19 protein-coding genes are annotated in these 20232 nt (G+C 68.7%); 5 read left to right on the forward strand and 14 right to left on the reverse strand.

Translation table 11 applies throughout. The annotated features are described in order from the left end of the window. The gene (locus DTA22_RS19970) at positions 1-1545 is read right to left on the reverse strand and encodes an amino acid permease (RefSeq protein WP_112300684.1); all 1545 of its coding nucleotides are present in this window, start codon (positions 1543-1545) and stop codon (positions 1-3) included. Positions 1546-1766: 221 nt separating this feature from the next. On the opposite strand from DTA22_RS19970, the gene DTA22_RS19975 reads away from it, so the two are divergent. The 3 genes from DTA22_RS19975 to DTA22_RS19985 all read left to right on the forward strand — a co-directional run bounded on the left by DTA22_RS19975 (position 1767) and on the right by DTA22_RS19985 (position 4247). Continuing rightward, a complete protein-coding gene (locus DTA22_RS19975; protein WP_037239964.1) occupies positions 1767-2474 on the forward strand; it encodes a TetR/AcrR family transcriptional regulator in 708 nt (235 codons plus the stop codon). Between the two features lie 61 nt (positions 2475-2535). Next, complete coding sequence (locus tag DTA22_RS19980; RefSeq protein WP_112300685.1) at positions 2536-2865, forward strand: type VII secretion target; 330 nt, start codon at positions 2536-2538, stop codon at positions 2863-2865. After that, positions 2862-4247, forward strand: coding sequence for a hypothetical protein (locus DTA22_RS19985; protein WP_112300686.1), 1386 nt, complete (start codon positions 2862-2864; stop codon positions 4245-4247). Before DTA22_RS19980 ends, DTA22_RS19985 begins: the two co-directional genes overlap by 4 nt. Before the next feature lie 4 nt (positions 4248-4251). On the opposite strand, the gene DTA22_RS19990 is transcribed toward DTA22_RS19985, so the two are convergent. The 3 genes from DTA22_RS19990 to DTA22_RS20000 are packed head-to-tail and all read right to left on the reverse strand — an operon-like array spanning position 4252 to position 6841. Continuing rightward, positions 4252-4911 (reverse strand): hypothetical protein, encoded by a 660-nt coding sequence (locus tag DTA22_RS19990; RefSeq protein WP_052033580.1) that lies wholly within the window; start codon positions 4909-4911, stop codon positions 4252-4254. Further along, positions 4874-6145 carry a histidine--tRNA ligase gene (gene hisS / locus DTA22_RS19995; protein ID WP_037239956.1) on the reverse strand — a complete coding sequence of 424 codons (1272 nt, stop codon included), beginning with the start codon at positions 6143-6145 and terminating at the stop codon, positions 4874-4876. Before hisS ends, DTA22_RS19990 begins: the two co-directional genes overlap by 38 nt. Positions 6146-6160: 15 nt before the next feature. Further along, complete coding sequence (locus DTA22_RS20000) at positions 6161-6841, reverse strand: MBL fold metallo-hydrolase (RefSeq protein WP_174233832.1); 681 nt, start codon at positions 6839-6841, stop codon at positions 6161-6163. 177 nt (positions 6842-7018) lie between these two features. Between DTA22_RS20000 and DTA22_RS20005 the strand changes: the two genes are divergently transcribed. Beyond that, positions 7019-7897 (forward strand): peptidylprolyl isomerase, encoded by an 879-nt coding sequence (locus DTA22_RS20005; protein WP_037239952.1) that lies wholly within the window; start codon positions 7019-7021, stop codon positions 7895-7897. A gap of 21 nt (positions 7898-7918) precedes the next feature. Further along, a complete protein-coding gene (locus tag DTA22_RS20010) occupies positions 7919-8710 on the forward strand; it encodes a peptidylprolyl isomerase (RefSeq protein ID WP_037239940.1) in 792 nt (263 codons plus the stop codon). 67 nt (positions 8711-8777) lie between these two features. On the opposite strand, the gene DTA22_RS20015 is transcribed toward DTA22_RS20010, so the two are convergent. From DTA22_RS20015 to DTA22_RS20065, 10 genes are all read right to left on the reverse strand, one after another. Then, positions 8778-11153: a RelA/SpoT family protein gene (locus tag DTA22_RS20015; protein WP_005241006.1), complete on the reverse strand. Its 2376-nt coding sequence runs from the start codon at positions 11151-11153 to the stop codon at positions 8778-8780. A 103-nt stretch (positions 11154-11256) separates the two neighbouring features. Next, entirely contained in the window at positions 11257-11790 is a 534-nt protein-coding gene (locus DTA22_RS20025; RefSeq protein WP_105419926.1) for an adenine phosphoribosyltransferase, read from the reverse strand. Next, a complete protein-coding gene (locus DTA22_RS20030) occupies positions 11787-13523 on the reverse strand; it encodes an ABC transporter substrate-binding protein (RefSeq protein ID WP_112300687.1) in 1737 nt (578 codons plus the stop codon). The genes DTA22_RS20025 and DTA22_RS20030 overlap by 4 nt, the downstream gene beginning before the upstream one ends. Position 13524: 1 nt before the next feature. Continuing rightward, positions 13525-14757, reverse strand: a complete 1233-nt coding sequence (gene secF / locus DTA22_RS20035; RefSeq protein ID WP_112300688.1) for a protein translocase subunit SecF — start codon at positions 14755-14757, stop codon at positions 13525-13527. Beyond that, the gene (gene secD, locus DTA22_RS20040) at positions 14754-16424 is read right to left on the reverse strand and encodes a protein translocase subunit SecD (protein ID WP_037239932.1); all 1671 of its coding nucleotides are present in this window, start codon (positions 16422-16424) and stop codon (positions 14754-14756) included. Before secD ends, secF begins: the two co-directional genes overlap by 4 nt. A gap of 142 nt (positions 16425-16566) precedes the next feature. Continuing rightward, positions 16567-16944 carry a preprotein translocase subunit YajC gene (gene yajC / locus DTA22_RS20045; RefSeq protein WP_112300689.1) on the reverse strand — a complete coding sequence of 126 codons (378 nt, stop codon included), beginning with the start codon at positions 16942-16944 and terminating at the stop codon, positions 16567-16569. 136 nt (positions 16945-17080) lie between these two features. Beyond that, positions 17081-18178 carry a Holliday junction branch migration DNA helicase RuvB gene (ruvB, locus tag DTA22_RS20050; RefSeq protein ID WP_112300690.1) on the reverse strand — a complete coding sequence of 366 codons (1098 nt, stop codon included), beginning with the start codon at positions 18176-18178 and terminating at the stop codon, positions 17081-17083. Next, entirely contained in the window at positions 18175-18777 is a 603-nt protein-coding gene (ruvA, locus tag DTA22_RS20055) for a Holliday junction branch migration protein RuvA (protein WP_037239923.1), read from the reverse strand. Before ruvA ends, ruvB begins: the two co-directional genes overlap by 4 nt. Next, positions 18774-19343 (reverse strand): crossover junction endodeoxyribonuclease RuvC, encoded by a 570-nt coding sequence (ruvC, locus tag DTA22_RS20060; RefSeq protein ID WP_037239920.1) that lies wholly within the window; start codon positions 19341-19343, stop codon positions 18774-18776. Before ruvC ends, ruvA begins: the two co-directional genes overlap by 4 nt. A 136-nt stretch (positions 19344-19479) precedes the next feature. Then, on the reverse strand, positions 19480-20232 hold the full coding sequence (locus DTA22_RS20065) for a YebC/PmpR family DNA-binding transcriptional regulator (RefSeq protein ID WP_011598635.1): 753 nt from the start codon (positions 20230-20232) through the stop codon (positions 19480-19482).

Below are 20232 nucleotides of genomic sequence, written 5' to 3' on the forward strand. Positions count from 1 at the left end.
TCAGGCTCCGATCGTGACGGGGTTGGGGGTCGTGCGGCCGCGCGGGAAGCACGCGACTCCGAGCGCGACCACGGCGGCGACGGTGACGGGGGCGGCCCACCGCAGGAGGGGGTAGTCGCCGCTGGGGTCGAAGATCTCGGCGCGCGGCCAGGACAGGTTGACGACCATCAGCGCGCCGTAGCCGACCGCCAGGATGTTGACGGGGAGCCCGATCCGTCCGAGCGAGAACAGCTTCCGTCCGTCCGCGTCGACCTGCGGTCCACCGTGCGGCCAGCCCTTCAGCCGGCGCAGCAGGAGCGGCACGGTGACCATCAGGTAGGCGAGGTAGATCAGGATGATGCACACGCTCGACAGGGTCGCGAAGATCGCGGAGTTCCCGACGTTGACCGCGAGGATGCCGATGCAGACCAGGCCGATCAGGACGGACGGCGCGATGGGCGTTCCGGTGCGGGTGTTCACGGTCGACAGAATCTGCGAGGCGGGCAGCCGTCCGTCGCGGGCCATCGAGAACACCAGCCTGGACGCCGCCGTCTGAATGGCGAGCGTGCAGACGAACACGGCGATCGCGACGTCGACGAGGAGGAGGGTGCCCCAGGGCGAGCTGAGGATCGACGAGAGCACGTACGGCAGGCCCTCGGCGGCGAGACGCCCGTCGGTCAGGCTGGGCGCGGCCATCAGCGCGCCGATGATCATCAGCCCACCGCCGAGCGCCGACACGGACAGCGCGAGGCGGATCGTGCGCGGCGCCACCCGGCGCGGGTTCCGCGTCTCCTCGGCGAGTTCGCCCGCGGAGCCGAATCCGACCATCACGTAGGCCGCCATCAGACCCGACACGATCCACGCCCACCCGTACCCGGGTGACGCACCGGCCGTGCCCGTGTCGAACACGACGTCCGGTCCGCGCTGGGCGTGGGTGAGGAACATCCCGATGACCGCGATGACCCCGACGATCTCGCAGGTCACACCGATGTTGTTGATCCTAGACATCCAGTTGACGCCGATGCAGTTGATGAACGTGGTCAGCACGAGGAGGACGGAGCCCAACAGCACTGCGTTGGCGGCGCCACTCGCGGACGTCAACGTGCTGTCGTCACCGATGATCTGGAATCCGCTCCACACGTTGGGGAGCACGACCTGCAGGGCGATGGCCGCGGCGGAGGCCGTCACCATCTGCGCGAGGATCATGAACCATCCGGCGAACCAGCCCACCACCTCACCGCCCATCCGGCGTGACCATTGGTAGATCGCCCCCGAGATGGGGTAACGGGCGGCCAGTTCGGCGAAGTTGAGCGCCACCATGAACTGGCCGGCGAACACCACCGGCCACGTCCAGAAGAAGGCGGGTCCGGCGAATCCGAATCCGAGCCCGAAGAGCTGGAAGATGGTGGTGAGGATGGAGACGAACGAGAAGCCGGCGGCGAAGGACGCGAACTTACCCAGGGAACGGTGAAGTTGCTGCTCGTAGCCGAATTCGCCGAGGTCGCCCGTGTCGTCGACGCCGGTTCCGCCGGACGCGCGGGGAGGTGCGGCCGGCGCGGTCAGCACTTGCGCAGTCCTTGTGGGTGTACTCAAGGGCTTACTCCTTCGGCGAGAGCAATATCTGTCGCTCGATAGTTTTCTCGCGGAAAGGCCTCGATGGGTGACGCCCGCGTATCCAGATCGCGCCCGGCCGTAACAGCATCGTTGCCTACGTTTCGGGAGCATGACGAAACCCTCACGACGGGTGGGAACCGTCGATCCCGGGAGCGACCTGACATCATGGAGCGGTGACCACAGGGCCGGGACGACCCCGACTGACCAGTCAGCGCAGACCAGGGCAGACCACTCCCGAGGAGATACTCGACGCCGCCGGAGAGTTGTTCACCACCAAGGGTTTCGCAGCCACCTCGACCCGGCAGATCGCCGAGATGGTCGGCATCCGGCAGGCATCGCTCTACCATCACTTCCCCAACAAGGAGGAGATCCTGGTGGCACTCCTCGAGGAGACGGTGTCCCCCGCGCTCGCCGCCGCGGGGTGGCTCGCCGACGCCGCCGCGCCCGCCACGGTGCGCCTGCACGCGCTGGCCACCTACGACGTCACGCAACTCACCGCAACCAAATGGAATCTCGGTGCGCTGTATCTTCTTCCGGAACTGCTGACCGAGCGATTCGAGCCGTTCCGCGCCCAGCGAACCCTGCTGCGCCGGCACTACCGGCAGCTGGCGGACCGGGCCCTCACGGAGATCACCGAACATTCCGGCGACACCTCCCCCGCCCTGACCGACCTGCCGTTCCGAATAGTCGAGAGCGCCATCGCAACCCGTGCCGACATCGAGCGCGGGCTGCTTCCCGGGCCCGAGAACGAGGGCGCCGCCGAACTCCTCGCCGATGCCTGCCTCCGAGCCCTCGGGTGGACGAAACCGATGGACGAAATCCGGGTGAAGTCGCGGGCACTGCTCGCCGAGACGGCGGGCGGAACACCCCTTCGCCTCTAGCCGTGCACGTCGTTCCCGTGAGATAAAGTCTGGCGAACGCTTAATCACTGGGGGGGTTATCTTGAGCGATGTCTTCGTCGTCACGGACGGCATCAGGAATTACGGCGCCACCGCTGCGCAGGCCGCCGAACAGATCAGCGGCGCCGCCGCACTCGACCTCGGCGCGAATCTCGCGGCACTCGCGCCCGTGTTCGGTCCCATCGGCGCCGACTTCCTCGCGTCCTTCGCCGCCGCACAGGCAAATCACGCCAGATCGGTCGCCGAACTCGCGTCTCACTACGCGCAGACCGCGATCGCGGCCCATGCCACCGCCGATTCCTACGACTCCGTCGACGGCGCCAACGGCGCTGCGCTCGATGCGGCCGGTGACGGAATCGGAGGCCTCGCATGACGTCTCCCGAAACCACCGGAAGTCCTGTGGAGCGCGGATCGATCCTCGACCTGATCCAGGGAACGCCCGTCGGCGACGCCCTCGCCACGCCACTGCCGAGCACTCCGCTCGAGGCCCTGCAGAACTCTCCGCTCGGTCCGTTCCTCGATGCGCCGCTCGGTGACCTGCCGCCACTACCGGCCCTTCCGCCGCTGCCGCCGAACCCGGTGGAGGCGCTGCTGCAGGGGCACGGGCTGCCCGGACTGCCGGGGGTGGACCAGTTGTTCAAGCCGCTCACCGATCTCGCCGGGAGCTTCGGCACCGGCACGTTCGGCTCGGTCGATCCGACGTCGCTGCTCGACATGTCCTCGGGCATGATCGACCAGGCGATGTCGATGAGCCTGTCGGGGCTGAAGGTGCTCGACCAGATCTGGCAGAGCCAGGCAGCGCAGGCGGCGCAGGCGCAGGGCCTGCAGGCTCAGTCGAGCGGCACGGAACTGAGCGAACGCGGCACGGAGATCTCGGCTACCACGCAGACCGCCGCCGCGTCCGTGGCGCGGGGCAACGCGAACCTCATGACGATTTCGGAGTCGTTCGCGGCCACTGCGGTCGCCGCCGCGCCGATGGTGATGACGCCGCCCGGGCAGGCGATGCTTCTCGCGTCCGCGGCCGAGCACCTGAAGGCGGCCATCGGGGTCGTGACGCAGACGCGCACCGAACTCAACGAGCAGACCCTCACGATGAACGGTCTGGCCGCGCCGGTCCCGGTACCGCCGCCCCCGGCGCCCGGAGCTGCGGCGGGGGCCGCACCGACGTCACCGTTCGCCATCGCGTCCACCGTGATCGAGGGCGTGGGCGCACCGATGATCTCCACCGTCACCGACAGTGTCGGCGACCTCGTGTCGGCGGGCACCCAGGCGGCGAGCGTCTCCTCGTCCGACCTGCCCGCCGACGCCCTGTCGGCGAAATCAGCCGTCACCCCGGCACACGGGGCAGCGGGCGGCGTTCCCGGTGCAGTGGGTATGGCCGGCGGCGCGGGCATCGGCATGTACGGCGGCGGAAGCGTATCCGCGGGTAGCGGTTCCGTGCCCCGTGGAACGGTCACGGGACCGGTTGCGCCGCCGGCGCCGCCGGGGACCACTCCGACACCCGGCGCCACTCCGGCCACCGCCTCGTCACCCCTCGCACCCGGCGGAGCCATGGGCGGGATGGGCGCGATGGGCGGCGCCGGGATGGCGGGCGCCGGGCGCGGGGGCGACGAACAGCTGAGCGGCCGGTCCTCACCGAGCTACCTCGTCAACGCCGGAGAGAACAACGCGTTCGTCGGCGACCTTCCGATGGTCGCGCCCGCCGTGATCGGCGGCGAGGACCTCGACGAGGCTGCGTTCGGCGACCCGAGCTGATCGCTCAGTCGAGTAGCGCTGCCACCTCGTGATCGGTGAGGGTGGTGGTGGGCACGCGGCCTTCCGAACGCACCAGTTCCACGGCCCGGAACAGGGGGCGTTCGGGAAGGGCCGCGCCGCGCGCTTCCGCACGGAGCTGCTCGATGAGCACCGACGCGATCGCGGCTGCCGGAACCAACTCGCTCGTCGTCAGCGCGTCGGCCAGCCTGCGGAGCCCGAGGATCTCGAGTTCACGACCCCCGTCGGTCGTGTACAGGGCGAGCGGAATCGCCAGGCTCCCGTCGGGATCCGTGATCCGGACGCTCACCTCGCTCACCCGAGCCGAACGGACCACCAGCTCCGCCGCGACCGCCCTCGTGACGTCGACGTGCCGGCTACGCAGTCCCCCCGTCGACCGGATTCGCCCGGTCTGCAATGTGACGCGACGCCGCAACGTGAGGAGAGCGGACGCGGCGGTGGGGACCGCGATCACGGCCCCCACCGTCACCCCGACCCACACGGGCCCGAAGAACCCGACGATGACGCCGACCACCACACCGATCAGCACGGCGATCGCCGCGACCCGCTTGAGCCGCGGTGCGATCAACTCGATCGGAACGAGGTCGAGTGACACCGGCGCGGTGTCGTCACGCGCCAAGGATGGCTCCGACGCGTGCGACGACATCCGCCGAGGAGACCGATTCCTGATCTCCGGTGGCGAGATTCTTGATTCCCACCGTCCCGTCGGCGATGTCGCGGTCGCCGAGCACGAGCGCCAGCGCGGCGCCGGATCGATCGGCGGCCTTCATCGCGCCCTTCACCCCGCGGTTGCCGTAGGCGAGATCGACTCGAATCCCCTGGGCGCGCAGTTGCTGAGCGATCACCACCAGCTTCGCCTTCGCCTCCTCGCCCAACGGAACACCGAAGACCTCACAGCGGGCGGTCGAGCCCGCGGTCTTGCCCTCGGCAGCGAGCGCCAGGACGGTCCGGTCGACGCCCAGCCCGAAACCGATGCCGGACAACGGCTGCCCGCCGAGCTGCGCCATCAGACCGTCGTACCGTCCGCCGCCGCCGATACCCGACTGCGCGCCGAGACCGTCATGGACGAATTCGAACGTCGTCTTCGTGTAGTAGTCGAGGCCGCGGACCATCCGCGGGTTCACCACGTACGGCACACCCAGCGCGTCGAGGTGTGCGAGCACCTCGTCGAAGTGCGCCTTCGCCGTGTCCGAGAGGTGATCGAGCATGAGCGGTGCGTCCGCCGTCATCTCGCGCACCTCCTTACGCTTGTCGTCGAGAACACGCAGCGGGTTGATCTCCGCCCGGCGACGCGTCTCCTCGTCGAGAGGAAGGGCGAACAGGAACTCCTGCAACCGCTCCCGGTACTGCGGCCGGCACGTGTCGTCACCGAGGGACGTGATCTCCAACCGGAACCCGTCGAGACCCAGGCCGCGGAACCCGGCGTCGGCGACGGCGATGACCTCGGCATCGAGGGCGGGGTCGTCGACGCCGATGGCCTCGACCCCGACCTGCTGCAGCTGGCGGTAACGACCGGCCTGCGGACGCTCGTAGCGGAAGAACGGTCCGGCGTAGCTCAGCTTCACCGGCAACTGGCCGCGGTCCAGGCCGTGTTCGATGACAGCGCGCATGACGCCCGCCGTGCCCTCGGGCCGCAGGGTCACCGAACGGTCACCGCGGTCGGCGAACGTGTACATCTCCTTGCTGACGACGTCGGTGGACTCGCCGACGCCGCGGGCGAACAGCCCGGTGTCCTCGAAGATGGGAAGTTCGATGTGGCCGTATCCGGCCAGTCGCGCAGCGCGCGTGAGTCCGTCACGGACCGCGACGAACTCGGACGACTGCGGCGGGACGTAATCGGGGACGCCCTTGGGGGCGGAGAAGGTGCTGGCTTTGCTCACTGTCGTTACTTTTCCTTATTTCGATCCCGAGAGTCCAACGAGAAACGGGTTCGACCCACGTTCGGCACCGACGGTGCTCGACCCGCCGTGCCCGGGGAGGACCGCCGTGTCGTCGGCGAGGATCAGAAGCTTGTCGGCAATGGACCGCAGCAACTGTTCGTGGTTGCCACCGGGCAGGTCGCTGCGACCGATCGACCCCTGGAACAGGGTGTCACCGGTGAGGGCGATCTCGACGGGACCGTTCTCGGTGTCGACCCGGGTCCGGAAGACCACGGACCCCTGCGTGTGCCCCGGGGTGTGGTCGACGGCGAACGACATCCCGGCCTGCTCGATCACGTCGCCGTCGGCCAGCGCGATCACCTCGCCGGGCTCGACGAACGTCATGCCCTCGATGAACGGCTTCATCGTCGGGCCGATGCCGCGGCCGGGGTCCGACAGCATGTACCGGTCCTCGGGATGGATGTACGCGGGGATCCCGAACTTTTCGCAGACGTCGTAGGCGTTCCAGACGTGGTCGAGGTGACCGTGCGTCAGGAGCACCGCGGTCGGCGTGAGATTCGACTGGTCCAGGAATTCGAACAGCGGTTCGGCGGCGTCCTGTCCTGGGTCGACGACGACGCATTCCTGGGCATCGTCCTGCGCGAGGATGTAGCAGTTGGTCTGGAACATCCCGGCCGGGAATCCTGTGACGAGCACCTGTGAGGCTCCTGTTCGAGTGGACATTGCAGTCGCTACAGCCTAAGCCGCCGCCCCGCCAGGATGTTCTCAGGTTCGGATGGCAGACTCTGGAGGTCGTGTGCCGGGGGTAGTGCGCACCGACCAACTGCTATATCGACCGACTGCCAGACAGACCGATACGGGAGGACCACCGCAGTGCCGAGCAACGAGCAGCGCCGGGAAGCAGCCAAACGAAAGCTCGAGCGTCAGCTCGAACGCCGCGCCGACAGAGCACGCAAGCGTAAACAGCTGACGATCGCCGGTTCGGTGCTCGGTGTCGTGCTCGTGGTGGCGGCGGGCGCCGTCGTCTTCGCCCTCACCAGCGGCGACGACGACACGACGGAAGCGTCGGCGGCCGAGTCGGTGTCGGCGTCGCCGCAGTCGCCCGGCGTGATGCCCGCGGGCCGGTCCGAACCGCTGCCCGAGAAGGTGTCGTGCACGTACACCCCCGGCACTCAGCCGCCCGCGAAGCAGGTGAACCCGCCGCGCACCGACGACATCGACACCACCCTCCAGGAAGTCAGCGTCAGCATGCAGACGACGCAGGGCAACATCGGCCTGATCCTGGACAACGCCGACTCCCCGTGCACCGTCAACAACTTCCTGAGCCTGGCAAGCCAGAACTACTTCGACAACACGCCGTGCCACCGGCTCGTCACGTCCGAGGGACTGAAGGTCCTGCAGTGCGGTGATCCCACGGGCGCAGGCACCGGCGGCCCCGGTTACGGGTTCGCCAACGAATTCCCCACCGACCAGTACGAGGCATCGGATCCGTCCCTGCAGGTGCCGGTGACGTACCCGCGCGGCACCATCGCGATGGCCAACAGCGGTCAGCCCGACAGCAACGGCAGCCAGTTCTTCCTCGTCTACGCCGACTCGCAGCTGCCCCCGCAGTACACCGCGTTCGGGAAGGTCGACGAGACGGGTCTGGCGACCATCGAGAAGGTGGCGGCGGCCGGTGACGACGGATCGATGCAGGCTGGCGGCGGCAAGCCCAACCTGCCCATCGACATCACGTCCGTCCGGATGGACTAGGTCTCGTGTGAGGATGGACCGATGAAACGCACCTCGATCCTCGTCGCAGGCGTGAGCCTCGCGGTCCTCCTCGCCGGCTGTTCGGAGTCGTCCGACTCCGGCGGCTCGTCGACCAGCACCTCGAAGGCGGCGTCCACGAGCGCGGCGGAACAGTCGCTCGATCTGTCCAAGTTCGGCACGCTGCCTGCTGTCCCGCCGCCCGCGGCTGCCACCGTGGACTGCGCGTACCCGGAAGGGCAGCCCGCCGCCAAGGACGTCACCCCGCCGCCCACCACCGGTGTCTCCACCGAGGGCACGGTTCCCGTCGATCTCCAGACGAGCGCCGGACCGATCGGCCTCGTCCTCGACCGCGCCGAGGCCCCGTGCACGGTCAACAGCTTCACGAGCCTGGCCCAGCAGGGCTACTTCGACGACACACCCTGCCACCGGCTGACGACGGAGCTGGGACTGCAGGTCCTGCAGTGCGGCGACCCCAGTGGGAAGGGCACCGGCGGACCGGGCTACGGCTTCGCCACCGAGTACCCGGAGACCGCGTTCGCGCCGAACGATCCGGCACTCGCGAATCCGGTGGTCTACCCGCGCGGCACCGTCGCGATGGCGAACAGCGGGACCCCCGGCAGTAACGGCAGCCAGTTCTTCCTCGTCTACGCCGACTCGGTGCTCCCGCCGAACTACACCGTGTTCGGTTCGATCTCCGAGGAGGGCCTCGCGACGGTCGAGAAGATCGCGGCGGACGGCGACGACGGATCCATGGCCGCGGGCGGCGGCAAGCCCAACACCCCGGTACAGATCGAGACCGCGAAGGTCGGCTGAACCCTCCCCGGCTACACGAACGGGACGGTGGTTCGATCTGATCGAACCACCGTCCCGTTCGTCGTTGCTACGCGGCGGACGTCACCCGGTACACGTCGTACACGCCCTCGACGTTGCGGACCACGTTCAGCACGTGCCCGAGATGCTTCGGGTCGCCCATCTCGAACGTGAACTTGCTGATCGCCACCCGGTCGCCGGACGTCGTCACCGACGCCGACAGGATGTTGACCTTCTCGTCCGCGAGTGCCTTCGTCACGTCCGACAGCAGCCGGTGCCGATCGAGTGCCTCGATCTGGATGGCCACCAGGAACACCGACGACGGCGACGGCGCCCACTTGACCTCGATGATGCGCTCGGACTGCTCCTGCAGTGAGCCCGCGTTGGTGCAGTCGGTGCGGTGGACGCTGACCGCGCCGCCCCGGGTCACGAAGCCCATGATCTCGTCGCCGGGAACGGGTGTGCAGCACTTGGCCAGCTTCGCGACCGTGCCCTCCGCACCGGGAACCAGCACACCCGCGTCGCCGGTGCTCCGCGGCCGCATCGGCATCGTGGACGGAGTCGACCGCTCGGCGAGCTCCTCCTCCACGTCGCCGACACCACCCAGATGGGCCACCAGACGCTGGACGACGTGCTGCGCCGACACGTGGCTCTCACCGACGGCCGTGTACAGCATCGACACGTCGGTGTAGTGCAGTTCGTGCGCGATGGACGCCATCGATTCGGCGTTCATCAGACGCTGCAGCGGCAGACCGACCCGCCGCACCTCCTTCGCGATGGCGTCCTTGCCCGCCTCGAGCGCCTCCTCACGGCGCTCCTTGGCGAACCATTGCCGGATCTTCGTCTTGGCGCGCGGGGAGACGACGAACGTCTGCCAGTCGCGGCTCGGGCCGGCGTTGACGGCCTTGGAGGTGAAGACCTCCACCACCTCGCCGTTCTCGAGCTTGCGTTCGAGCGCCACCAGCCTGCCGTTGACCCGGGCGCCGATACACCGGTGCCCGACCTCCGTGTGCACCGCGTACGCGAAGTCGACGGGCGTCGACCCGGCGGGCAGCGTCACCACGTCGCCCTTGGGTGTGAAGACGAAGATCTCCTTGACCGCGAGGTCGTAGCGGAGCGACTCGAGGAACTCCCCCGGGTCGGCCGCCTCACGCTGCCAGTCGAGGAGCTGACGCATCCAGGCCATGTCGTCGACCTCGGCGACGTCACCGGAGTGCCTGCCCTTGGTCTCCTTGTACCGCCAGTGCGCGGCGATACCGAACTCGGCGGTCCGGTGCATGTCGTGGGTGCGGATCTGCACCTCGAGGGGTTTGCCCTCCGGCCCGACCACCGTGGTGTGCAGCGACTGGTAGACGCCGTAGCGCGGCTGCGCGATGTAGTCCTTGAACCGACCCGCCATCGGCTGCCACAGCGAGTGGACGACACCGACGGCCGCGTAGCAGTCGCGGACCTCGTCGCACAGGATCCGCACGCCGACCAGGTCGTGGATGTCGTCGAAGTCGCGGCCCTTGACGATCATCTTCTGGTAGATCGACCAGTAGTGCTTCGGCCTGCCCTCGACGACGGCGTTGATGCGCGACGCCGTCAGTGTCGCGTTGATCTCCGCACGGACCTTCGCGAGGTAGGTGTCGCGGGACGGCGCCCGGTCGGCGACGAGCCGCACGATCTCGTCGTACTTCTTGGGATGCAGGATCGCGAAGGACAGGTCCTCGAGTTCCCACTTCACGGTCGCCATGCCCAGCCGGTGGGCCAGGGGCGCGATCACCTCGAGGGTTTCGCGGGCCTTGCGGGCCTGCTTCTCGGGCGGCAGGAACCGCATGGTCCGCATGTTGTGGAGCCGGTCGGCCACCTTGATCACCAGGACGCGGGGATCGCGGGCCATCGCGATGATCATCTTGCGGATGGTCTCGCCCTCGGCGGCGTTGCCGAGCACCACCTTGTCGAGTTTGGTGACGCCGTCGACGAGATGGGCGACCTCCTCGCCGAACTCGTCGGTCAGCTGCTCGAGGGAGTACCCGGTGTCTTCGACGGTGTCGTGGAGCAGGGCCGCCACGAGCGTGGTCGTGTCCATCCCCAGTTCGGCGAGGATACTGGCGACGGCGAGCGGATGCGTGATGTACGGGTCGCCCGACTTGCGGCGCTGGCTCGCGTGCCGCTCCTCCGCGACGTCGTAGGCGCGCTGCAGCAGCGCCAGGTCCGCCTTGGGATAGAGCTCGCGATGCAGGCTGACGAGGGGTTCGAGAACCGGCCGGATGGTCGTGTTCCGCTGACCCGTGATGCGCCGGGCGAGTCGCGCTCGTACCCGGCGCGATGCGGACGCCGGAACGGCGAATCCCTGTGCTCCACGGTTGTTACCGGAAGCCGGGTTCGCTGCAGGTGACTCGGCATCGGATTGCGCAGACGAGGTTGATCCCGTGTTCTGCGACCGATCAAGATTCGAAGTCATGCCGTCACCTCCTACCACTGAAATGGCTCGGGCCGTGCGGCCCTGGTTGGTCTCGGGCATGCGCCCCGGTGGCCGTGACGACCACCAGGCACAACTTTAGTACTCAGACCGTGACGAGGGACGTGAGCGGGTACTTTCCGAGTCGCTCCCGGCCGCCCAGCGCGGCGATCTCCAGGACCACGGCGACACCGATCACCCGGGCACCTGCGGATTCCACCAGTCGCGCCGTGGCGTCGAGGGTTCCGCCGGTGGCCAGGACGTCGTCGACGACGAGCACGGAACGCCCGTCCAGGCCGATCGATCCGGCCGGAATCTCCAGCGTCGCCGTGCCGTATTCGAGGGTGTACGACTGCGACAGCACGGGCGGCGGCAGTTTGCCCGACTTCCGCACGGCCACCACCCCGGATCCCAGTTCCCGGGCGACGCCGCCGCCGAGGAGGAACCCTCGTGCGTCGACTGCGGCGATGACGTCCGCTTCCGGCGCGCAGGCGGCGAGCGCGTCGACGACGACACGGAAACCGTCCGCGTCGGAGAAGACCGGCGTCAGATCGGCGAACCGCACCCCGGGTTGCGGAAAGTCGTCGGCCCACCGGGTGAGCCGGGTGACGGCGTCACGGGCCGGAGAATGGTCGATCACCTGCGCAGAACCCACCTGTCCATGTTCCATCCGGCGCCCGAGCGCGTCGGATTGATTGCTCCCGCCTGCAGCCCTGTTGCGAACGCGACGGTCCGCGGCTGGTCGAACAGCGGCACCGTGGGCACGTCCGACCACAGGATGTTCTCCGCCTCCGTCGACAACGACAGCTGGGTGGCGGTCGAGCTGTCGACCGCGAGTTGATCGACGATCTGATCGACACGGCCGTTGCTGTAGTCCCCGAAGTTCGATCGGACTCCGCTGCGGAGGGCGTACATCGCGGTCGTTGCCGCCGCTGTGCCCGCGGCTCCGGGGGCCGCGGCCGTGCCCGCGAGGACCACGTCCACCTGCCCGTCGCGCAGCATGGTCGGCGTGAACTCGGGCGAGGCGACGTCCTGCACGGTGATGCCGGCCGGGGCACATGCCGCCGCCACGGCCGACACGATCTCGGCGCGGCGCGGGTTCGGGCCGAGGTATCCGACACGGACGGTCGCCGACGTGTTGCCGGTGTCGGCCAGTGCGTCCGTCGCCGCTGCCGTGTCCGCCGTCTCGTACCGTCCACCGACGGCGCCGGCCACCGACTGGTGAACGAGGCTGTCGGGGGCGGTGACTCGCGTGTCGACCGGGCCTCCGGTTGCGGCTCCGGCCTCGTCCGACTCCGTGGCGATCCCGAACTTCGACGCGAGCTCCTCCCGGGGAAGGCACGCCGCGAATGCCCGCCGTCCGGCTGCGTCCTCGAACAAGCCCGAGGTGGACAGGACGAACTGCTCGACGCTGCGCGAGGGCACCTCCGTCACGTCGAACCCGCCGAGGTCCAGATCGGGCGCCGATCCCGCGGCGACGTCGACGACCTCGACCGAGCCGTCACCGATCCGCGCGCTCACGTCGGAAGACTTGGGCCACACCACGATCCGGGACGTGGCCGGGCGGTTCCCCCACCAGCGGTCGTTGGCCACCAGCACGAGACCCTCGTCCTCGGAGAACGATTCGACCTTGTACGGGCCGGACGCGGGGAACAGGGCGAGGTCGAGGTCGCCGGGTGCCATCGTCCATCCGTTGTTCCAGAAGTCTGCGACGCGGGTCAGCGCCCCCTGGTCCGAACTCTGCACGGCGGCCACGATGTCGGGCACACCGGCAGCGCCGGCGACCGTGTGCGCCGGCATCATCGACGTCGCGCCGAACAGCGACTTCCAGTCGGTGAAGTTGCGTCCCGCCTTGAACGTGACGACGGCATCCTTCGCGCCGGTCTGGCAGTCGATCCGGTCGATGTCCGAGTAGCCGGCGGTGCTCGCCGCCTCGAACATCGGGAAGCGGCCACTGTTCGCCGCCCACGTCAGCACCAGATCGTCGCAGGACATCGGTACGCCGTCGGAGTAGACGGAGTTGGGATTGAGTTTGTACTGGATCGTGAGGGCGTCCCCGGGCATCGCGTTGGCGGTGCCGATGTCCGTGTCGGCCACCGGTCCGCCTTCCGGTCCCGTGTAGTTGAACCCGGGCAGCACCCGCGCGAACGCCTGACGCGCCCCCGACACCGCACCCGCGACGCTGTTGGCGTTGTAGGTGGTGACGGTGTTGTCGATGGCGTACCCGATCGACGGGATCTGCTCCCCCTCCTCGGAACATCCGACGAGCGATCCGGCGAGGAGCACGGTCGCGAGGAGGCCGGCACCCGACACGGCCGCCGTACGGCCGTGTCGGGTGGGCGCACCGCGCCGGGTGCTGTGCGATGCGGGCATGTCAGTGCCTCTTCTTGTTGCGCTTCCCGGTGGGACGTGAGCCCGGAGTGGGTGCGGTCGCCGCCGACCGGCGGCGCTGGACGGCGACGTCCGCCGTGGACGCTGCGACCTCGGCGGCCGGGGTACCGGCCTTCTGCGCCCCGCCCTGCGCCAGCGTCGCCCGGCGAGCGAGGACCTTGCGCGTGTGCGCGGCCACCGGACCCCACCGCTCCTTCAGCGTGACCAGCAGCGGTGTCGCGAAGAAGATCGACGAGTAGGCACCGACGATGATGCCCACGAGCTGCACCAGCGCCAGGTCCTTCAGCGTTCCGACACCGAGCATCCAGACCGCGACCACCATCAGCGCGAGCACCGGCAACACGCTGATCAGGGTGGTGTTGATGGATCGCATCAGCGTCTGGTTGATCGCCAGGTTCGCCTGCTCGGCGTAGGTGCGACGGGTGAGGTGGAGAATCCCCCGCGTGTTCTCCTCGACCTTGTCGAACACCACCACCGAGTCGTAGAGCGAGAAGCCGAGGATCGTCAGCAGGCCGATGACGGTCGCCGGGGTCACCTCGAAGCCGACCAGCGAATACACACCGGCAGTGACGGCGATGTCGAAGAACAGCGCGACGATCGCGGCGATCGCCATGTCCCGCTCGAACCGGACGGCGATGTACACGCTCACGATCACCAGGAACACAAGCAGCGCGATCAGCGCCTTCTGGGTGATCTGCCCGCCCCACGTCTCGCTGACGTCGGCGACGCTGATCACGTTCTTGCTGACGCTGCCGTCGCTGTCCTTCGGCTGGAACGTGTCGTACAACGCGTCCTGAAGAGTCACCACCTGTGCCGCGTCGAGTGCCTCGGAGCGGATCTGCACGGTCGCGCTCGACCCCGAGCCCACCGTCTGCACCGAGACGGGGGCCATGCCCAGCGCCTGGGAGTAGACGTCCTCCACCTGCGAGGTCTCCACCCCGGCGCCGGCGGGGAACTGGATCCGCGATCCACCCTCGAAGTCGATACCGAGGGTGAACCCGCGGACGAGGATGCTCAGCAACGAGATCAGCACGATCGTGCCGGTCAGGATGTAGTAGAAGCGGCGACGCCCGACCACCTCGAAGGCGCCGGTTCCGGTGTAGAGCCGCGACAGCAGGCTGTGCTGGGGCATCGACGACTGGTTGACGCCCGAATCGGACAGCGAAGACTCGGGGTCCGTCTGCGACGCAGACTGGGACGTGGTCGATTCGCTCATACTCGTGACTCCTTCGCCGACGCTGCGGCAGCCTTGCGTTCCTTGGCGATCTGCTGCACGGCACCCAGCCCGTTGACACCGGGCTTCGACCAGAACGGCGACTTCGAGGCCAGGTGGACCAGCGGCCACGTCACCAGGAACACCACGACGACATCGAGGATGGTGGTCAGGCCGAGGGTGAACGCGAAGCCGCGCACCTGGCCGACCGCGAGGACGTACAGCACCGCGGCGGCGATGAAGCTGACCGCGTTACCGGACAGGATGGTGCGGCGCGCACGGGCCCAGCCGCGCGGAACCGCGGACCGGAAACTGCGGCCCTCCCGCATCTCGTCCTTGATTCTCTCGAAGAACACCACGAACGAGTCGGCGGTCATACCGATACCGATGATCAGACCGGCGATGCCCGCGAGATCGAGGGTGAAATTGATGTACCGGCCGAGCAGCACCATGATCGCGTAGACCATCACACCGGACAGCACCAGCGACAGCGCCGTGAGCACCCCGAGCATGCGGTAGTAGAGCAGGCAGTAGAGCAGCACCAGGACCAGACCCACGAGACCGGCGATGAGACCGGCCTCCAGCGAGGCGAGACCCAGCGTCGCGGACACGGTCTCCGCCTCCGACGCCGCGAAGGAGAGCGGCAGTGAGCCGTACTTCAGGGTGTTCGCGAGTTCTTTCGCGCTTTCCGCGGTGAACGAGCCGGTGATCGACGTCGAGCTGCCCGCGGGTGTCGCGCCCTGGACGACCGGTGCGCTCACCACCTTGGAGTCGAGCGTGAACGCGGCCTGCTTGCCGATGTTCTGCGACGTGAACGTGGCCCACGTGTTGCTGCCCTCGGACTTGAACGTCAGGCTCACCTCGTGCCGCGACTGCTGGGAGTTGTAGCCGGATGTCGCGTCGGCGATCTCCTGCCCGTCGATGATCGCCGGCTCCAGCAGGTACACGGCCTGACCGTCGGTCGAGCACGCGACGAGCGGCAGCGCCGGGTCGTCGTTGCCGCGCAGCGGATCGGGCACACTGCAGTCGAGCGTCGCCATGGCCTGCTGCTGCACGGCCGGGTCGGTGCTCTGACGCGTGGCGCGCGCTGCCGCGATCTCGTCGGCCGCCTCGGCGGTCTCGGTGCCGGACGCGTCGGCGGGCGCCGGTTCCGCCGTCGGAGCCGGCTCGGGAGAGGTGGACGGATCCTGAGCCGGGAACGGCCGGTTCTGGGGCGCGGGACTCTCGGTTCCAGCGGGAGTCTGCGCCGGCGTCTCACCCGCGGCGGGTGCCTGCGTGCCGGGAGCGGCCGCGGCCTGGGACGTCTGCACGGGGCGGACGTACAACCGCGCCGTCTGGCCGAGCGAACGCGCCTGTGCGCTGTCGTCACCGGGGACGGTGATGACGAGGTTGTCGCCGTCGATGACCACCTCGGAGCCGGACACACCGAGTCCGTTCACACGGGTCTCGATGATCTCCTGGGCCTGCCGCAGGCTGTCCGGCGTCGGCTTGCTGCCGTCCGGGGTGCGTGCGGTGAGGGTGACTCGGGTCCCACCTTGCAGGTCGATGCCCAGCTTGGGTGTCGCGGACTTGTCGCCGGTGAAGAACACCAGGGCATACAGAACCGCCACGAGCACCGCGAAAACGGTGAGGTAGCGGACGGGATGCACCGATCCTGTGGAAGGTGCCACGATCTCTATGTCTCCTCAGTACGTGCAGTTCGGGTGGGAACGTTCACAGCGCACCGGGCCGGCAGACGCAGGGCTGTGCCCCGGTTGCCACGCCCGGCGTCTGCGACGCGACGGCTGCGCGGGTACGCCGCGGAAGCGTCGATCAATCCTTGTTCAGCCGCGGCGGGGTGTCGCCGCCGTTCTCACGATCCTCGCGCACGATGTCGGTGGCGGGGGCCTCGGCGTCGATCGACTCGTGGTCGATGGAAACGTCACCCTGCACCGGGGCGTCGACGATCTGCTCACGGACGACGAGACGCGACCACGTGGTGACCACGCCGGGAGCGATCTCGAGATCGATCGTCTCGTCGCCGAGTGCGACGACGGTTCCGTGCAGACCGGCAGTCGTGAGGATGCGGTCGCCGACCGAGAGCGAGTCCTGCAGAGCGGTCACCTTGGCCGCCTCCTTCTTCTGTCGGCGGATCCCCAGGAACATGGGGACGAGCAGCGCCAGAATCAGGAGCGGGAAGAGAAAATCCATCTGTAAGTCAACCTCGAGGTATGTCGCACGGTCCGAAGCACTGGTCCCGGTTGGACCGATGCAATACACCAGTGTGCCATCACCGGCCCGGACACCGGTTCGGTCGGCACGAGGCGGGCGTTTCTCCGGGGGACGCTCAGGGGTCTTCCGGATCGAACAGGGAGGCCTGCGGCTCGTTGACGCGAACCTCGATTCCGCCGGTCACAGCGTCCGGCGGCGGGGTCAGGCCCAGTTGCGTCCACGCGGCGGCCGTGGCGACACGACCGCGAGGTGTCCGGGCGATCATTCCGGCACGGACGAGGAAAGGCTCACACACCTCCTCGACGGTGGCGGGCTCCTCACCCACCGCGACGGCCAGGGTGGACACCCCGACCGGGCCACCGCCGAAGCTGCGCACGAGAGCGCTGAGAACGGACCGGTCGAGGCGGTCGAGTCCCAGCTGGTCGACGTCGTAGACGGCGAGGGCCGCGTGGGCGATCTCGCGGGTGACGACGCCGTCCGCCCGGACCTCGGCGTAGTCGCGGACACGGCGGAGGAGGCGGTTCGCGATGCGGGGCGTGCCCCGGGACCTGCTCGCGATCTCGGCGCCGGCGTCCTCGCCGAGTTGCACTCCGAGAATGCCCGCCGATCGCATGAGGATCTGCTGTAGTTCCGCGGGTTCGTAGAAGTCCATGTGGGCGGTGAAGCCGAACCGGTCGCGCAGCGGCCCGGTGAGCGCCCCCGAGCGGGTGGTGGCCCCGACCAGGGTGAACGGCGCGACCTCGAGGGGAATGGACGTGGCGCCGGGACCCTTGCCGACCACGACGTCGACCCGGAAGTCCTCCATCGCGAGGTAGAGCATCTCTTCGGCAGGCCGGGCGATGCGGTGGATCTCGTCGATGAACAGCACGTCGCCCTCGACGAGATTGCTCAGCATGGCGGCCAGGTCGCCGGCACGTTCCAGCGCCGGACCCGACGTCAGTCTCAGCGAGGAGCCCAGTTCGGCGGCGATGATCATCGCCATGCTGGTCTTCCCCAGCCCGGGCGGGCCCGAGAGCAGGATGTGGTCGGGGGTGCCGCCGCGCATCTTGGCGCCGGTCAGGACGAGTTGCAACTGCTCGCGGACCCGCGGTTGCCCGATGAAGTCGTGGAGATTCTTCGGCCGCAGGCTGGCCTCGACGTCGCCGTCGCCGGCGACGAGATCGGCCGAGACCGGGGACTCCTCGTCGTGGTCGCCGCCGGGTTCGGGATTCATCTGGTCTTCCCGAGCAGCGACAGGGCGGAGCGCAGCGCGGACGAGGTGGTCGACTCGGGCGCCTCGGCGAGGACGGCGTCGGTGGCCTGTTCGGCCTGCTTGGCCGGGAATCCGAGCCCGACGAGGGCTTCGACGATCTGGTCGCGGACCGATCCGCCGCCGCCCGCACCGAGCGGCACCGCCCCGGCGGTGGACGCGACGGCGTCGACCTTGTCGCGCAGTTCGACGACCATCCGCTCCGCCCCGCGCTTGCCGATGCCCGGCACCCGTGTGAGGGCCGTGACGTTGCCCTCGGCCAGCGCCGCCCGCAACGCGTCGGGTTCGAGGACGGCGAGGGTCGCCATCGCCAGGCGCGGGCCGACACCCGATACCGTCTGGAGCAGCCCGAACAACTCCTTGGACTCCGAGTCGGGGAACCCGTACAGGGTCATCGAGTCCTCGCGGACGATCATCGCCGTGACCAGCCGGGCCTCGGTTCCCCGCTGCAGTCCGCCGAGAGTGGCCGGCGTCGCGTTCACGCGGTATCCCACTCCCGCGGATTCGATCACCGCATGGTCGAGGGCGATCTCGAGCACCTCGCCGCGGACGGACGCGATCATCGTGTACCTGCCTTCTTCACTTCGGCCAGTCGGGCCTGGTAGCGACGTTTCTGTTCGGCGGCCGCGGCTTCGGCGCGGGCCATGCGTTCGATCATCGGCGCCCGCCAGCAATGGCAGATCGCCAAGGCCAGCGCGTCCGCCGCGTCGGCCGGTTTGGGTGCGGCCGCCAGTTTGAGGATGCGCGTCACCATGGCCGTCACCTGAGCTTTGTCTGCCGAGCCACTCCCGGTGACGGCGGCCTTGACCTCACTGGGGGTATGGAAACACACGGGGATGCCGCGGCGCGCGGCGGCGAGGGCGACGACGCCACCCGCCTGCGCGGTGCCCATCGCGGTGCGCACATTGTGCTGGGAGAACACCCGCTCGATCGCCACGACCTCGGGCCTGTGCAGATCGATCCACGATTCGGCCGCCTCGGAGATCCGTAGCAGCCTGGACGACAGCTCGAGGTCTGCCGGGGTTCGGACCACGTCGACGGCGATCGGGGTGACGGTGCGGCCGCTGCCGCCGTCCACCACTCCGAATCCGCACCGGGTCAGACCGGGATCCACACCCAGCACACGCACGCAAAGCCACCTCTCCCACGCCGAACAGCTGTTCGATAGCTTAGCCGTGGGGTCGGACGAGTCGGCGCACCAACACGCAGGACGGCGCGGGGCGGGCGAGCACCGCTCCCCCACCCCGCGCCGTGCGTCGTGCGATCTAGTCGTCGAGCTCCGCGAGCACCTCGTCGGACAGGTCGACGTTGGTGTAGACGTTCTGGACGTCGTCGGACTCCTCGAGCGCGTCGACGAGCTTGAACACCTTGCGGGCTCCGTCGGCGTCGACCGGGACCTCGACGGACGCGCGGAAGTCGGCCTCGGCGGAGTCGTAGTCGATTCCCGCCTCCTGCAGTGCGCTGCGGACGGCGACGAGGTCGGTGGGCTCGCTCACGATCTCGAACGTGTCGCCGAGGTCGGTGACCTCTTCGGCACCCGCGTCGAGGACCGCCATCAGCACGTCGTCCTCGGACTGGTCACCCTTCTCCAGGGTGACGACGCCCTTGCGCGTGAACAGGTAGGATACGGAACCCGGGTCGGCCATGTTGCCGCCGTTGCGGGTCATCGCGGTACGTACCTCGCCGGCCGCGCGGTTGCGGTTGTCGGTCAGGCACTCGATGAGGACGGCGACACCGTTGGGTCCGTAGCCCTCGTACATGATGGTCTGCCAGTCGGCGCCGCCCGCTTCTTCACCGGCGCCGCGCTTGCGCGCGCGCTCGATGTTGTCGTTGGGGACCGACGTCTTCTTGGCCTTCTGGATGGCGTCGTACAGGGTGGGATTTCCCGCAGGATCGCCACCGCCGGTACGGGCCGCCACCTCGATGTTCTTGATCAGCTTCGCGAAGGCTTTGCCACGCTTGGCATCGATCACAGCCTTCTTGTGCTTGGTGGTGGCCCATTTGGAGTGGCCGCTCAT

The organism is Rhodococcus wratislaviensis (assembly GCF_900455735.1).
GTDB lineage: Bacteria > Actinomycetota > Actinomycetes > Mycobacteriales > Mycobacteriaceae > Rhodococcus_F > Rhodococcus_F wratislaviensis.